The 16,791-nt window shown below is 56.6% G+C and carries 9 protein-coding genes; 1 reads left to right on the forward strand and 8 read right to left on the reverse strand.

Annotated elements, in window-relative coordinates; translation table 11 throughout:
* Positions 1 to 97: 97 nt before the first annotated feature.
* A complete protein-coding gene (locus RWL87_RS06010) occupies positions 98 to 1,030 on the forward strand; it encodes a Nif3-like dinuclear metal center hexameric protein (RefSeq protein ID WP_313969240.1) in 933 nt (310 codons plus the stop codon).
* 147 nt (positions 1,031 to 1,177) lie between these two features.
* On the opposite strand, the gene RWL87_RS06015 is transcribed toward RWL87_RS06010, so the two are convergent.
* The 8 genes from RWL87_RS06015 to RWL87_RS06050 form a co-directional block, all read right to left on the reverse strand.
* Complete coding sequence (locus RWL87_RS06015; protein WP_313969241.1) at positions 1,178 to 2,806, reverse strand: S-layer homology domain-containing protein; 1,629 nt, start codon at positions 2,804 to 2,806, stop codon at positions 1,178 to 1,180.
* A gap of 345 nt (positions 2,807 to 3,151) precedes the next feature.
* Entirely contained in the window at positions 3,152 to 4,723 is a 1,572-nt protein-coding gene (locus RWL87_RS06020; RefSeq protein ID WP_313969242.1) for a gluconolactonase, read from the reverse strand.
* Between the two features lie 276 nt (positions 4,724 to 4,999).
* Positions 5,000 to 6,568 carry an S-layer homology domain-containing protein gene (locus RWL87_RS06025; protein WP_313969243.1) on the reverse strand — a complete coding sequence of 523 codons (1,569 nt, stop codon included), beginning with the start codon at positions 6,566 to 6,568 and terminating at the stop codon, positions 5,000 to 5,002.
* Positions 6,569 to 6,935: 367 nt separating this feature from the next.
* Positions 6,936 to 8,471: an S-layer homology domain-containing protein gene (locus RWL87_RS06030; RefSeq protein ID WP_313969244.1), complete on the reverse strand. Its 1,536-nt coding sequence runs from the start codon at positions 8,469 to 8,471 to the stop codon at positions 6,936 to 6,938.
* Between the two features lie 365 nt (positions 8,472 to 8,836).
* Positions 8,837 to 10,798, reverse strand: coding sequence for a gluconolactonase (locus RWL87_RS06035; RefSeq protein WP_313969245.1), 1,962 nt, complete (start codon positions 10,796 to 10,798; stop codon positions 8,837 to 8,839).
* Between the two features lie 317 nt (positions 10,799 to 11,115).
* Positions 11,116 to 13,062 (reverse strand): gluconolactonase, encoded by a 1,947-nt coding sequence (locus RWL87_RS06040; protein WP_313969246.1) that lies wholly within the window; start codon positions 13,060 to 13,062, stop codon positions 11,116 to 11,118.
* A gap of 376 nt (positions 13,063 to 13,438) precedes the next feature.
* A complete protein-coding gene (locus tag RWL87_RS06045; protein WP_313969247.1) occupies positions 13,439 to 14,323 on the reverse strand; it encodes an S-layer homology domain-containing protein in 885 nt (294 codons plus the stop codon).
* Positions 14,324 to 14,775: 452 nt separating this feature from the next.
* Entirely contained in the window at positions 14,776 to 16,611 is a 1,836-nt protein-coding gene (locus RWL87_RS06050; RefSeq protein ID WP_313969248.1) for an S-layer homology domain-containing protein, read from the reverse strand.
* Positions 16,612 to 16,791 lie beyond the last annotated feature (180 nt).

Genomic DNA, 16,791 nt, shown 5'->3' on the forward strand with positions numbered 1-16,791 from the left:
ATTCCTCCTCGAACTATAAATCCACACTACCTGAAGAACACCGCTGAGCCGCATAATATTCCCAAGTTACCGCCGCGCTACCTGCCACAATAGAGGTATGACTGAAAAACTAGAAACCCCCACCCTCGCAGAAGTCGTTGACGCCTTCCACACGCTCTTCCCGCCGCAGCTTGCCGCCGGATGGGATGCCTCCGGCCTCGTTGCGGGTCGTGCCGCCGCTAAAGTGAGCACCGTCCTCTTCGCGGTAGACGCCCTCACCGCCACCGCTGAAGAAGCCGTAGCCGAAGGCGCGCAGCTACTCATCACCCACCACCCGCTGCTGCTGCGCGGCGTAAAGTTCATCCCCGACAGCGACTACAAGGGCAACGTGCTGCACACCCTCATCGAAGGCGGATGCGGCCTGCTCGGCGCGCATACCAACGCCGATGCTGCCGTCGAGGGTGTGAACGAAGCACTCTGCGACGCTATCGGCCTCATCGACCGCGAACCGCTCACCGAAGCGCAAACCCAGGTACTCGACGGGCAGGAACACGCGGTAGGTACCGGCCGCCTCGGCACCCTGCCCGAAGAAATCACCCTCAAGGAGCTTGCAGAACGCCTCGCTGCGGCACTGCCCGCAACCGCCGGTGGCCTGCGCATTTCCGGACGTGCCGACCAGCCGATTCGCCGCGTCGCCCTCTGCGGAGGCGCGGGAGATTCCCTCTTCGACGCAGTACGCGCCACCGACGCGCAGGTGTACATTACCGCCGACCTGCGCCACCACCCCGCCAGCGAATTCCGTGAAACCGCACGAGTCGACGGCAGCAACATTGCCCTGATCGACTGCTCCCATCCGGCCAGCGAATCGCTGTGGTTGCGTTCGGCAGCCGACCGCCTGCGTGCCCTGCTCGCCGAGCGTGGCTACGGCATCGACACGAAGCTGTCCGCGCTGAACACCGACCCGTGGGACTTCACCATCTCCACCGGCGTGGCAACCGGTCAGGATGCGCACTCGGCAAGCACCGCCGCAGTCCCCGCCTGGGAACTCTAAGGCGAGAATTCTAGGGGCGAGAACTCTAGAAGAATCCGCGCGGATTCTCTCACCGCGTACTCAGTGCGTAAGAGCCCGGGCACCTCGTCCGTTGTGACGAGGTACCCGGGCTAGAACTGGCCCGGTCTACTTAGTTACCTGGCCTACTTAGTTAGCAATGCGATACAGGCCGGTAGTGATAGGGTTCAGCACACGATGCCGGTAATAAAACAGCATCCAGTCCAACTCAATGCGGGTCACAGCATGATTCGGTTCAAACATGCCAGTCTCGGGAGTAATAACATTCTGCTGGGTAGCCCACAGAATCTCACGATAGAACGCGGAATCCGGCGTAACATCCGGGAAGGACGAAACACCCGATACTTCCGGTGAGCCAGACGCACGGTAAATCATTGCGGCAACGGTTGCATTCGTGAGACCGTCCTCCGCGTGGAACTTTCCGTCGGGCCCGCCGAAGGTAACGCCCTTTTCACGAGCCCAAATGTAGGCGGCGTAGTTCGGGTCGTCCGTCTTCACATCCGGCCACGGAGAGACTTCAGGGAGGTCCACCTTGGGGCTGCCCTTCATCTCATAAAGGGCGGAAGCCAGCTCACCGCGGGTGGCGGGCTGATTCCGTTCCTCGTCGTTCAGCGACGTTGAAAAGTACATACGTTCCTCTACGGGTACGTAAGCATTCGTGAACCGCTGGACACCCTCAAACTTCAAATCCTGGTGCGCCAAAAGAACGCCGCGGTGCTCCGGGGCAAAACCCACCATCGGGGTGATGAGAGTCTTATCCGTCTTGCTGGGGTAACCGTAGTCGCTCCACGCCTCAATGACGTACTGCTTGGACGGATCCAGCGTGTTCGCGGGAATCTTGAGATTGACGAAAGCGAAGCCTCCCTCCAGGCTCCTCTCATACTCATCATCGCCTTGGATGTAATGCTTCATCTCGCTCATGAGCAGGACGGGGGAACCCGTGCCCTTCTCGCGAATGACGTACATCATGCCCTCAACGCCGGGGATGTCAGTCCCTACGAAGCCCTGACCCTGAATCAGCAGTTCCTGGTCCTTCGTGGTGTCCTTCAAAGCGTCGTATTTCAACTTAGGTGCGAAGGTATCGAAGTGATAATCATTGGTGCTCAGACCGTGATGCGTCACGACGTTCTTGCGAGCCCAGATATCCTGAACGGTTGACTGCGGCTGGCCCTGAGGCTCGGCGAGGACGCCAACCTCGTAACGCACCTTGTCCAGAGTCATATCCGGGAAATACTCCGTGAGGGTGTAGTAACTCGGCAAAGTATTAGCCTCAACCTTCAGCGGAGCGACAAAGGTGCCGTCCTCGTCAATGGTGAAGTCCTTGCCCTCTTCAAACCGCAGAAGAGTGTCGGTAATCTGCAGAGCGTTATAGGGGACGTTCTCCTCGGGCGCGATGTAGATGACCACCTTGCCGTGCTGCTCGCGCCACTCCTTGGTGAAGCCGGTGCCCACAACCGTAATTTTACTGTCCTCACCGGTGTACAGGCCGTCGCCCTCTTGCTTGAAGACGTCACGGCCGTCCTGGTAGTAGTAATCCTCATAATCAACGGTGAAAGACGGCTCATCCGCGACATCCTGAGTTGCAGGGGTGGGGGTATTGGCAGTCGGCGCGTTAGCAACGGGCGTGTTTGCGGCGGGGGCTGCGTCCTGGGCCAGCGCCGGGGTCATCGGCAGGACCATCGCGCTCGCCAGTACGAGCGCGCTACAGTTGCGGGCCGCATGGAAGAATGAAGGCTTAGAGTTCGGAAGCGAGGACATGAGACATCCTTAAAGTTGTTTCTCCGGGGCTACGCGAGCTTACCGGCAGGCTGAGAATCTACCGTCGAATCTGCGTACGCCCGATGAGAAAAGTGGTTGAAAATCCCCCTCGGTTTCGGGGATATCCTCACCCTATCAAAGCGTTGAACGATTGTCAGGAAACACTCAAGGAATACTTTAAGGTTTCGAGAAATCTCACACCGCGGTAGCTGTTAAAAGCTGAACCCCGTGCTCCCGAATAGAAAACCATTCGGGAGCACGGGGAACCACAAAGCTATCCGATGCACCACGCCGCACGCGCCCTCACGGTAAAACCCGAGGGAGACGCGGGCGGGCTAAACGACCTTACTTAGCGCGAGCCTGGAACGCCTCAATCAGAATTTCCAGCTCACCATGAGTCACCATGTGCTGAGCATCAAAAGCGCCGCTAGCGTTCAGCACCACCTTGTTCTGCTGAGCCCACAGAATCTCGCGGTAGAACGCCGAACCGGGAGCCACATCGCTGTAGGGGGAGTTGCCCGTCACTGCGGGCGAACCAGTCGCACGGTAGGCGAACGCCGCAACAGTAGCATTCGAAATGCCGGCATCAGCATGGAACTTACCGTCCGACCAGCCAAAAGTAATGCCCTTCTGACGAGCCCACACGTAGGCGGGGAAGTTCGGGTCGTCGGTCTTCACATCCGGCCACGGGGAAGTCTCGGGCAGCTTCACCTCGGGAGTACCCGCCTGGATGTACAGGGCAGCTGCGAGCTCACCGCGAGTTGCGGGGGTCTTCAGCTTCTCATCGGAAGGATCAGGCTTCTGGTTGTCGTCCTTCTTGGGATCCTGAGCGTTGGGCAGGTTTGCATCCTTGTAACCGTTCGTGCCGTTCAGATCCAGGTCCTGCCATGCGAGCAGGGTACCGCGGCCCTCAGTGGACTTGCCCACGACCGGCGCGAGCAGCTCGCCCGTCTCGCTGTAACCGTCGTTAGCCCAAACCTCAATCACGTACTTCTTCGAAGCATTCAGAGTGTTTGCCGGAAGATTCACGGTACCGTTCAGGTTGCCGTCACGGTACGCCGAAGCCTGGGTGGGGTGGTCAAACTCGATAATGTCGCTGGTTGCCAGAACCGGGGTGTTCGAGCCCTTCTCGCGAACCACGAACTGGACACCCTTAACGGAGTGAATATCGCCGTTGAACCCCTGGCCACCAACGTTCAAATCCTGCGACTTTGCGGTATCAGCCACAGCGTTGTAACTCAGGCGCGGTGCGAACGGCGCAGGCTTCTCACCCAGAGTGTTCAGCACCTGAGTGCTTACCACGTTCTTGCTGGTCCACAGCTCCTGAGCGGTCAGAGGCTTCTGGCCCTTCTGCTCAGAAACCACGTGAATCTCGTAGCGGACATCGTACTTGGTGCCGCCGGTCGGATCGTGGAAGTTGTCATCATCAACGAAGTAGTAGGCGGCAAGATCGTACGCCTCAACCTTCAGGTCAGCCTCAAAAGTGCCGTCATCGGCAACGGTGAAGTCCTGACCCTCCACAAAGCGCAGCATCTTCGAAGTCGGAATCTCGTAGCCAGACGGTGCGTAGTTCGCGGGAGCAATGTACAGCGCCACAGTGCCGTGCTGAGCACGCCACTCCTTGGTGTACCCCGCACCCTTCACATGAACGGTACCGCCCTCGGTCGTGATGAGGAAGGGGTTCACGCCGTCGTACTTGTAACCGTCAGGGATGGAAACGTTCAGGGTCGGGGTATCCGCAGCGTCCTGGTGAGCAGCCTGCGGGGTAGCGGCAGCAACGGCTGCATCAGCGGCAGGAGCCGCATTCTGAGCCAGCGCCGGGGCCATCGGCAGAACCATGGCACCAGCCAACGCCAGCGCGCCGCAACCCTGAGCTGCGCGGAGGAAAGAGGACTTAGAGTTCGGAAGCGAGGACATAATACATCCTTAAAAGTTGTTTCTCGTGGAGCTGTGCCGGCTCACCGGCGGGTAGGGAATTCGCCGTTGAATCTGCACACACCCTATGAGAAAAGTGGTTGAAAGCCCCGTCGGTTGCGGGGACATTTTCACCCTATCAAACCCTCAGGTAGATGTCAGAGAACACTCAAGGGAAGCTTGAAAGTTTTGAGGCGTTTCACAGGTTGATCAGCCGGTAAAAGCTGAACCCCGTGCACCCGGTGAGAAGAAGACTCTCAGGATGCACGGGGTTATGACTCAGACTAGAACCAGCCCACCATAGTCAGTGCGGTTCTGAAAAATGAACATCATCTGCTCCAGCTCACCACGATTTACCATCGTGGTCGCCTCAAAAATACCCCTCTGCGGGTTAATGACACCATGCTGAGCAGACCACAAAATCTCACGGTAGAAGGCGGAACTCGGATTCACATCCGTAAACGAAGAAACACCGGAAACAGCTGGGGAACCTGCTGCACGGTAGGTGAACGCCGCAACAGTAGCGCGTGAAATACCTGCATCCGCATGGAATTTACCATCAGACCAGCCGAAGCTGATGCCCTTCTCACGAACCCAAATGTACGCAGCGTAGTTCGGGTCGTCTGTCTTTACATCCGGCCACGGGGAGACTGCAGGGAGGTTCACCTTGGGGGCGCCAGCTTGAAGGTACAGTGCCGCAGCTAGCTCACCGCGAGTAGCGCGCTGCTGCTGTTCCTCATCGCTAAGCTTTGAGAAGAGGTGCTTATACTTGGGCTTGGGTAAAGATACATTCGTGAATTCCTCAAGACCTTCAAACTTCAGGTCCTGACGGCCCATAAGGACACCGCGGTGCTCCGGCGCGTATCCCACCATCGGTGTAATCAGAGTCTTATCCGTCTGGCTGACATAGCCATAGTCGCTCCATGCTTCAAGGACGTACTGCTTAGACGGATCCAGAGTGTTCGCGGGAATTTTGATGGTTTTGTAAACAGCATTTCCCCACAGCTGAAGTGTGCCATTGCCACGATCGTAGTAGCGCTCCATCTCGCTCATGAGCAGGACGGGGGTGCCGGTGCCCTTCTCTCGAATCGTGTACATGACACCCTCACGGCCGGGGAGTTCATTCGCGCTGAAACCCTCACCCTCAATCATCACCTCCTGATCTTTCGCGGTGTCCTTCAGGGCATCGTACCTCCAATGGGTCCCGATAATTTTAGGATGGCGACGGGCATATATCGGCTGGTGGATAGCCACGTTCTTACGAGCCCAAATATCCTCAATGGTTGGCCAGGGCTGCCCCTCAGGCACAGTGAGGATGCCAATCTCATAACGCACCTCTTCCCAGCGGAAATTCGGGGCATCATAACGGATGGGGTCGTAGAAAGTATCCAGGTCGCCATATCTAATCCTCAGCTTTGCCTCAAAAGTGCCGTCATCGGCAATAGGGAAACGCCAACCTTCTCCAAAGAAAAGCACCGACGTTGAAGGGTTAGTGTTACCAGGACGATCTTTTGTAGCGGCAATATAAAGGACTGCCTCGCCGTGCTGCTTACGCCATTCCTTGGTGAGACCGGTGCCCCTCACCGTAATTTCGTTGTACTCATCGGTGTACAAAGCCGCACCCTCCCCATAATCAATGGTGAAAGACGGGCCATCCGTGACGTCCTGAGAAACCGGGGAAGCGGTATTGGCAACCGGTGCGTTAGGGACAGAAACGTTAGTGACCGGCGCTGTATCCTGAGCCAGCGCCGGAGTCATCGGCAGAGCCATCGCGCCAGCCAACATGAGCGCGCAACAACCCTGCGTTGCACGGCGGAATGAAGACTTAGAACTCGGAAGTGAGGACATAAAGCATCCTTAGGGTACGTCCCATTGGATGTTTGCAATTCCTGCAGGATGATTTCCGGCCGATTCTTCACCGTCGAAGTTGCGCTGACCCAATAAGAAATTCGTTGATTATCCCCGTCGGTTTTGGGGGTAGCCTCAGCATATCAAACCCTTAATGAGAAGTCGCGAGAAATCTCAAGGAATAGTTGAAAGTTTTGAATTCTGTGCCGCAATGATTCCGCGAGCACCCAAAAATAGGTGCAGAAAAAAGCAGAGAAAACGGGCATAGAAAACCCCGTGTTCCCGAATAGAAAAACCATTCGGGAACACGGGGTATTCAGCTTAGAACTAGGCTGCCTTACTTAGCGCGGTTCTATCTGGCACCGTTCTACTGAGCGCGGTTCTGGAAATTGAACAGCATCTGCTCCAGCTGACCACGATTCACTAGGTCCGTCGCATTAAAAGCGCCGAAATCCGGAGTAATGACATACTGCTGAGTGGACCACAGAATCTCACGGTAGAAAGCGGAACTCGGATCAACATCCGTGAACGAAGAAACACCAGAAACAGCCGGGGAACCCGCTGCACGGTAGGTAAACGCCGCAACCGTAGCGTTCGAAATGCCGGCATCCGCGTGGAACTTACCATCAGACCAGCCGAAAGTAATGCCCTTCTGGCGAGCCCACACGTAAGCGGGGAAGTTCGGGTCGGTGGTCTTCACATCCGGCCACGGGGAGACCGCCGGGAGGTTCACCTTGGGGCTACCGGCCTGAGCGTACAGCGCCGCAGTCAACTCGCCGCGAGTAGCGCGCTGCTGCTGCTCCTGGGAGGTGAGCTTCGAGGTCAGGGTCTTGTATTCTCGCGTGGGCGCAGTAGCATCCGTGAAGTTCGGAACGCCCTCAAACTTCAGATCCTGACGAGCCATAAGAACACCGCGGTGCTCCGGCGCCAAACCCACAATCGGGGTGATGAGGGGCCTGTCCTTCTTGGTGAGGTCGTAGTCGTAGTCGCTCCACGCCTCAATGACGTACTGCTTAGACGGATCCAGGGTGTTTGCCGGGATCTTGATGGTGCGGTAAAGAGTGCCTCCCTCCAGGCGGGTTACCCCATCGGGACCTTCATAGTAAGACTTCATATCGCTCATCGCCAGGACGGGGGTGCCGGTGCCCTTCTCGCGAATCACGTACATGGCACCCTCGCGGCCAGGCAGCTCCTCCCCAACGAAACCCTCCCCCTTGACCAGCAACTCCTGATCCTTCGTGGTGTCCTTCAGGGCATCATACTTCCACTTAGGTGCCATGACTTCAGGATGGTAGGCGCGGGTGTACATCGGGTGGTGGGCGATAACGTTCTTGCGAGCCCAAATATCCTCAATGCTCGACTGGGGCTGGCCCTTAGCCTCGGTCAAAATACCCGTCTCGTAACGCACCTCATCCAGGGTGATACCCGGGAAATAATCAATGGGAGTGTAGAAGCTCTCCAGAGCCTTAGCCTTGATGGTCAGCTTCGCCTCAAAAGTGCCATCATCGGCAATGGTGAAGTCCTTACCCTCTTCAAAACGGAGCATCGACGTGGAAGGCTCAGCGTTACCGGGGCGGTCCTTCGTAGCAGCAATGTAGAAGACAACGGTGCCGTGCTGCTCACGCCATTCCTTGGTGAAACCGGTACCCTTCAGAGTCACGGTGCCACCCTCGCCGGTGTACAGAATGCCGTCATAATCAGCGGAGTACGTCGGCTGTGCCGCGGCGTCCTGAGCTACCGGCTTGGGGGTCACAGCATTTGCCGCCGGTGCATTAGCAACAGGTGCCGCATCCTGGGCGAGTGCCGGAGTCATCGGCAGAACCATAGCTCCAGCCAGCACCAGTGCGCCGCAACCCTGCGCCGCACGGAGGAAAGAAGACTTAGAGTTCGGAAGCGAGGACATACATCATCCTTACGGGTCGTACCCATCGGGATGATGCGGTTTCATAGGGTTTCTGGGGTGAGAAATCTCCGTTGAATCTGCGCCAACCCAATGAGAAAAGTGGTCGAATATCCCCATCGGTTTCGGGGACATTTTCACCCTATCAAAGGGTTGAACAGATGTCAGGAAACACTCAATGGAGACTTGAAGGTTCTGAGGGTTTTCACAGGTTGACCAGCCACTAAGAACTGAGAACCCAGCACGCTAAACTCAGCAAACTAAACCCCGAAAACAGAACCCCGCGCTCCCGAATAGAAAACCATTCGGGAACACGGGGTTATTCGTGCGACTAGTGTCGACAAGCAGAGCCAGTTTAGCGGGCCAGCTTATCGAGTCTGGAAAGCAGTCAGAACAGTTTCCAGGTGGCCGCGAGTCAGCAACTGCTTAGGAAGGAAATAGTGACCACCGTACACAGTAGGCAAATTCTGGCTCGCCCACAGAATCTCACGGTAGAACGGAGCACCAGGCTTAACATCCGCATAGGGAGAATCGCCCTTCACCGCAGGAGAACCCGCCGCACGGTAAGTGAACGCCGCAACGGTAGCGTTCGAGATACCAGCGTCCGCGTGGAACTTGCCGTCCGACCAGCCGTAGCTGATGCCCTTCTCACGAACCCAAATGTACGCAGCGTAGTTCGGGTCGTCAGTCTTCACATCCGGCCAGGGCGACGTCTCAGGCAGCTTCACCTCGGGCGCGCCAGCCTGAAGGTACAGAGCCACCGCCAGCTCGCCGCGGGTAGCGCGTTCCTTGCGCTGCTCATCGGTCAAGCTAGGCTTCTTATCATCAGTGTTGGACGCATCAGAACCCTTAAAATTCAGGTCCTGAGAAGCCAGCAGAGTACCGCGGCTCTCGGGTGCCTTACCCACCACGGGAGCGACAAACTCGCCGTCCTCGTAACCGTTGTTACCCCACACCTCCACGACGTACTTCTTCGCCGGATCCAGAGTGTTCGCCGGGACCTTGACGCTACCGGACAGCTCACCGTTCACGAACTCAAAGGCTCGGTCGTGGTGGTTGTACTCAATAAGGTCACTGGTTGCCAGAACCGGGGTGTTCGAACCCTTCTCACGGATTACATACTGAACACCCTTGGGGGAAGCAATCTCACCGTAGAAGCCGGTACCCGAGAAGTAAATATCCTGATCCGCGGTGGTGTCGCCCAGAGCCTTGTACTCCACCTTGGGAGCAAACTTCTCAGGGCGGTACGCCTGAGTCTGCACCGCAATACGTTGCACCACGTTCTTACCAGCCCACAGGTCCTTAACCGTCAGCTGGGAGTCGCCCTGCTTCTCAGCAACCAGGTCAACCTCGTAACGCACCTCGTAACGCGGGATACCGGGGAAGTAGTTGCGAGGCTCGTAGTAGTTCAGCAGCGCGCCCGGCTTGACGGTCAGCTGAGCATCCAGGGTGCCATCCTCGGCAATGGTGAAGTCCTTACCCTCCTCAAAACGGAGCGGCGTACCATCAGCGGGCAGAAGGCTACCATCGGGAACGCCCTGAGAAGCGGCAATATAAACTGCTACGTTGCCGTGCTTCTCACGCCATTCCTTCGTGAAACCCGAACCCTTCACGTGAACGGCGCCGCCCTCGGAGGTGTACAGCAGCTGAGCCTTGCCGTCGTACAGAACCTCGAACGTCGGGGTAGACTCCTGGGTGGCCTTAGCGCCCGGAACATCCGCAGCCTGCGAACCATCAGAACCATTGAAGTTCAGCGCCTGAGAAGCGAGCAGGGTGCCGCGGCCCTCGGGTGCCTTACCTACGACAGGGGTAATGAACTCGTCGCCCTCGTAGCCGTTGTTGCCCCACACCTCAACGGTGTACTGCTTCGCCGTATCCAAGGTGTTAGCGGGAATCTTAACGTTACCGTTGAGGAGCCCATGCTGGTACTGGGACGAATACTCGGGGTCGTTGTACTCGATGATGTCGCTAATAGCCAGGACGGGGGTGTTCGAGCCCTTCTCACGCACAACAATCTGAACACCCTTCGGGGAGTTAATATCGCCGTTGAAGTCCCAACCTGAGAAGTTCAGAACCTGATCGTTACCGGTATCCTTCAAAGCGTTGTAGCTCCAATGAGGAGCGAACTCATCAGAAGTAGCAACAGGATTCTCGCGGACGCGATCATCCGGCAGGGAACCAGCAACAGCCGCCGCAGGAGCATCCGCGGCGACATTCTGAGCAAGCGCAGGAGACATCGGCAGAATCATCGCGCCAGCCAACGCCAATGCACCGCAACCCCGTGCTGCACGGAAGAAGGACGAAGCCTTGAAATTCGGAAGAGCGGACATAATCATTCCTTATCGGTCGAACCCATCGCGCCAATGCAGTTTCTAAAAGGGGAGTGAGAAATCTTCGTCGAATCTGCGCCAACCCAATGAGAAATGGTCGAATATCCCCGTCGATTCAGGGGACACTCTCACCCTAGCAAAGGGTTGAACAGATATCAGGAAACACTCAAGAGAGGCTTGAAGGTTCTGAGGGTTTTCCCAGGTTGACCAGCCGCTAAGAACCCAGCATGCTGAATTTCGAAAAACAGAACCCCGTGCTCCCGAACAGAAAAACCATTCGGGAACACGGGGTTATTCAGAGGGCTATCTTAGCGAACCTAGAAAGCCATCATCAGAACCTCCAGCTCACCGCGAGTCACCGTATGCTTGGGGTCAAACGTGCCGCTGGTGCTTAGCGCAACCTTGTTCTGACCAGCCCACACAATCTCACGGAAGAACGCAGAATCCGGGGTCAGATCAGTGTACGAGTGCCAGTCATGATCAAGGGTAGGGGAACCCGCCGCACGGTAGGTGAATGCCGCAACCGTAGCGTTCGAGATGCTTGCCTCCGCGTGGAACTTACCGTCAGCCCAGCCGAAAGTAATACCCTTCTGGCGAGCCCACACATAGGCGGCATAGTTCGGGTCGGTGGTCTTCACATCCGGCCAGGGGGAGACTGCCGGCAGATTCACCTTGGGGTTACCAGCCTGAGCGTACAGTGCCGCAGTCAACTCGCCGCGGGTAGCGCGTTCCTTACGCTGCTCATCGGTCAGGCTGGGCTGCTTACCCTCATCAGCGTCAGACCCCTTGAAGTTCAGGTCCTGAGAAGCCAACAGCTCACTGCGACCCTCAGGTGCCTTGCCCACCACAGGGCCGGCATTCTCGCCGTTCTTGTAGCCGTTGTTAGTCCAAACCTCCACCACGTACTTTTTCGCCGGATCCAGAGTATTCGCCGGAACCTTCACGACGCCGCGTACCTTGCCGTTCTTGAACTCAGAAATATGGCTAGGGTGGTTATACTCAAAAATGTCGCTCGTCGCCAGAACCGGGGTGTTTGAGCCCTTCTCACGAATCACATACTGAACACCCCTGGAGAAGTTAAACTGGCCGTAGAAGCCGGTACCCAAGAAGTAAATGTTCTGATCAGCGGTAGTATCGCCCAAAGCCTTGTACTCCACCTTGGGGGCAAACGGGCTGGGGCGGAATGCCTGAGTGTGCAGCGCACTATGAAACAGCACGTTCTTGCCAGCCCGCAGATCATCAAGGGTCAGCGGGGGCTGCCCCTGTTTCTCGGTAAACATGCCAATCTCATAATTCACCTCGTAACGCTTCTCGTAACTCGGAGCACCGGGGAAGGGGACGCGAGGCTCGTAGTAGTTCTGCAGCTCACCGGGCTTGACCCTCAACTGAGCATGCAGGGTGCCGTTTTCAGCAATGGTGAAATCCTTACCCTCCTCAAAACGGAGCAACACATCCTTAGCAGGCAGGAAATCACCGTCGTCAGGAACACCCCGAGAAGTAGCAATGTAAAACACTACTTTGCCGTGCTTCTCACGCCACTCCTTGGTGTAGCCCCAACCCTTCACGTGGATGGTGCCGCCCTCAGCTGTGTACAGATACGGATCCTCGCCGTCGTGCCGGTACCAGAACGTAACCTTCTGCGGGGTCTTACCCGGAATATCCGCAGCTGTCGTGCCGTCAGAGCCTTCGAAATCCAGCTCCTGGGTAGCAAGCAGGGTACCGCGGCCCTCGGGTGCCTGACCCACGACGGGGGTAATAAACTCGTCGCCCTCGTAGCCGTTGTTACCCCACACCTCGATAACATAATCTTTTTCTTTATCCAAGGTGTTTGCCGGAATCTTCGCCGTACCGTGGATGTAGCCGCTCTGGTAAGCGAAAGCCAGATTCTCGTGATTATATTCAACGATGTCGCTAACCACCAGAACCGGGGAGTTCAAACCCACCTCTCGCACAACAACCTGAACACCCTTCGGGGAGTTAAAATCACCCTCAAACCCCCAACCCCAGAAGTCCAGAACCTGATCCTTATCAGTATTCTTCAACGCGTTGTAGCTCAAGTGAGGATAGAACTCATCAGAAGTATCAGTGGGATTCTCACGGACGCGATCACCCGGCAGAGAACCAGCCGCTGCAGGAATATCTGCAGTAGCATTCTGGGCAAGCGCCGGAGTCACCGGCAGAATAATCGCACCCGCCAGCGCCAGTGCACTGCAGCTGCGAGTTGCATACAGGAGTGAAGACTTAGAGTTCGGAAGAGCGGACATAAACATTCCTTATCGGTCATGTCCATTGCGCCGATGCAGGTTCTAAATAGGAATGAGAAATCTCCGTTGAATCTGCGCCAACCCAATGAGAAGTGGTTGAGTGTCCCCATCGGTTCAGGAAACACTCTCACCCTAACAAACCTTCAAGTAGAAATTGGTACGTTACTCAAGAAAAACTTGAACCTTCCGAAATATTTCACTGCGTGCATGATGCCGCGCACAGGAAACCCAAAACCCAGGCGGCCCCAACCCCCAGACAGCCCCGCGCACAGTCCTCAAAACACAAGAGGCCCCGCACTCCCAACAAGGAGCACAGGGCCGCCAAACACACTAACCAAACGCTAAAGCAAAGCGTCAAAAATACGAAGTGTAAAAACTAGGAAGTGCGGAAGTACAGGTACATCATCATCGCAACACGACCACGAGACGTCTGAGCCGTCGGCTCAAAAGCATTACCCTCAGACACCGTCGACACACCATGGCGAGACGCCCACACAATCTGACGGTAGAACGGAGTCGCAGACGAAACATCGCTAAACGGGGAAGTACCCGACATCTGAATCTTCTGCGCACCATCAGCACGGTACAGAAGCGCCGCAGCGGAAGCATTCGACAAGCGCGCCTCCGCATGGAACTTACCATCAACCCAGCCGGACGTAATACGCTCCTGACGCGCCCACAGGTACGCATCATAGTTCGGGTCAGATTCATCAACATCCGCATACGGCGAATGCTCCGGATGGGTCACTGCCGGCGAACCCGCCAGCTTATAGAACATGGTGATCAACTCGCCACGAGTCACCGGATCCTCAGCACCAAACTGGTCCTCAGAAACCGGCTCCATCGTCTGGGTGCGAACAGCCCAACGGATACCCGCATAGTACGCAGAATCCTCGGGCGCATCAGCAAAAATAGTGTTCGCATCCGGTGCGGTCACGGACGGACGCAGAATCTTCGGGCCCTGAGTCGAAGAACTCGACGCCAGAGGAGAAGAAGTGGAAGGCGCCGAAGCAGCTACCGGCGCAGCAGTATCCGCCGAAGAAAGACGCGCCTCCGACGAATCATAGAACGAGAAAAGAGGTGAGAACGGCAGGTACAAAACACCCGCCAGCGCCACAGCGCCAACAGCCAGCTCAATGCGGCGGCGCTTACGCTTCTTAGCGGCATCCTGAGAAGAAGTATCGTGGGTGCCCTCCGGTGCCAGCAGAGGCGCAGAAGAATTATGGGCAGTATCAGTCGACTGCTTAGAATCCTGGGACATAAATCCTCAATGTGGTTGATGTTTCGGTGTGTGATGAGCTCCCTCGCACAACAAACGCCCAACCGGAAACGGGCGCGCACCAAGGGGCGCAACAGTCCTAAGCATAAACCACAGCTTGAAAAATATTAATTTACACTCCATGGAACAAATGTGAAAAAGGGGAGTGGTGCACCCCAAAAATCCCCCCAATAGCGGGTACCGCATGAGGCGCGCCCCACATGCGGTACAGCCCACATTAGCGTGTTAACCGGTAAAAATACCCCGAAAAACCGCGGAACAGCACCGGACAACAGCCCCGCACACGCCCCTACAGATACCCTACAGGCACCTTATAGCCACCATGTAGAGGGCACAGAAAAGCCGGGCCAGCGGGACGAAACCAACGTTTCATCACCGCCAGCCCGGCTCAATCATTGCGGGTTAGACGCTAATCCCAACGAACCAGCTGGACCTTAGCGAACCTTGTAGTTCATCAAGAAACCAGCCAGCTCACCACGGCTCACCAGCGCAGACGGGTGGTACTCAGAACCCGGGAAAACCTGCAGCTTCTGCTGCTTAGCCCAAGTGATCTCGCGGTAGAACGCAGAACCGACCTTCACATCGGTGTACGGCGCCTCAGCCACAGCAACCGGCTTCTTACCATCGAAACGGTACAGGAACGCCGCAACAGTAGCGTTAGAGACAGACGCATTCGCGTGGAACTTACCATCAGACCAGCCGAAAGTAATGCCCTTCTGACGAGCCCAAATGTAGGCGGCGTAGTTCGGGTCATCGGTCTTCACATCCGCGTACGGGCTAGTCGCCGGCAGATCAACCTTCGGGGAACCAGCCAGACGGTACAGCGCAACAGTTAGGTCGCCGCGGGTCGCGTCATCGTTAACGCCGAACCAATCCTTCTCGCGAGAATCAATCAGCTTCTGATCAGCAGCCCACAGAACAGCCTTGTGGTTCGCGTGAGCAGCCGGAACGTCAGCGAAACGCTCACGGGCCTTCTTGTTCGCAGACTCACCAGTCAGGGTCAGGTAATCGGCAGCGATGCGCTCGCGCTGACCATCTGCGTAGTTAATGGTTACGAAAATAGCGTAGCGGCTATCCTCATCCAGCTTGGTGCCGTCAACATTAACGGTGGTCTCAAACGCGCCGGTTGCCACACGGTCAGCGTTCAGAGTGATGCTATCCAGAGCCTCACCGGTCGGGTTGCCGTCAGCCTCAGCCTCAGAGAACAGAACGTTCACGGTAGCGCCAGCCGGAACCTTGAAGTCCTTACCCTTCACACGGATAGTGGTCGAAGAGCTCAGATCAACCTTGTCAGTGCTCAGGGACACCGAAGGCGAAGCAGTCTTAGCGTTCTCGCCGTTCACCGGAACAAACGCCTGAGTGCTCAGCGCCTGGTTGTTCGCCTCATCGTTATCTTCCGGGACGTTGAACTCGAAAGTCTGCACAACGTAGGAGCTGCCGGACTTCAGGGTGCCTGCCGGGATGTCCAGAACGGTCGAGAAACGGCCGTTGGTGTAGCCCATGTACTGGCCGAAGAAAGCAGAGTAAGAGGTGAACTTAGCCTCCGACTGAGCCAGTGCCGGGCCGGTCGCCTTGCCGGTTGCAGGATCAACCGCACGAACCGCCACAATTAGCGACTCGCTACCGTTGTACGAAATGTTCTGGAAACCGGCACCGTTCACGGTGACCTTAGTGTTCTCAGAAGCATTCACCGACGAAGCGTCGTACGACAGGGTCGGGGAATCAACGGCGGGAACGTCCGCGACCTTCAGTTCAGCACGAACCTCATCCGCGGGAATCCAGCCGTCTTCAGCGTCATCGCGGTAACCGAGCACAACATCGAAGGACGAGCCATTGGCCTCCAGATAGTTAGCGCCGATAGAAGCGGTCAAGTTCACGGTGCCGTCAGCCGCGAAAGCGGAGGCGGGAACATCCTGAACGTAGAAGGGGTAATTACGCGGGTGGTGCGGCGGGAAAGCAACGCCTTCACCCTTCGGAACAACGTACAGGCGGAACGACTTGCCCTTGACGAAGTCCTTAGAGAAACCGGAGCCGCTAACGGTCACGTTGCCGCCCTTGAGAATGTCAAAAGTGCCGGAGGTAACCTGCAGACGCTGAGCACCCTGAACCTCGCCCTGCGCAACAGCCTGAGCCGCTACCGGAGTAGCAGTAGGCGCCGCAAACGCGGGGGAGAGGGGCAAGAGCATGGCGCCAGCCAGGGTGATGGCACAGCCGCTCTTAGCCATGTTTTTGGGTAGCGCAAAGCGCATGTGGTTGGGAAGTGAGGACATTGTAATCCAATCAGTTTTTATCGGTGTCACGCATCGAGTGTGGTGCGCATAAACACCGTAGCAAATAGTTAAGACGTGCTGGAACCTGAAAGGTCATCAGCGCGAAAAATGTCTGTGTGTTTTATCGCATGTCTTAAGGTGAAGTATAGCTTTAAAAAGTATGTGCATGACGTGGAAAAT

Origin of the sequence: uncultured Rothia sp. (genome assembly GCF_963555405.1) — a bacterium.
Classification (GTDB): Bacteria; Actinomycetota; Actinomycetes; order Actinomycetales; family Micrococcaceae; genus Rothia.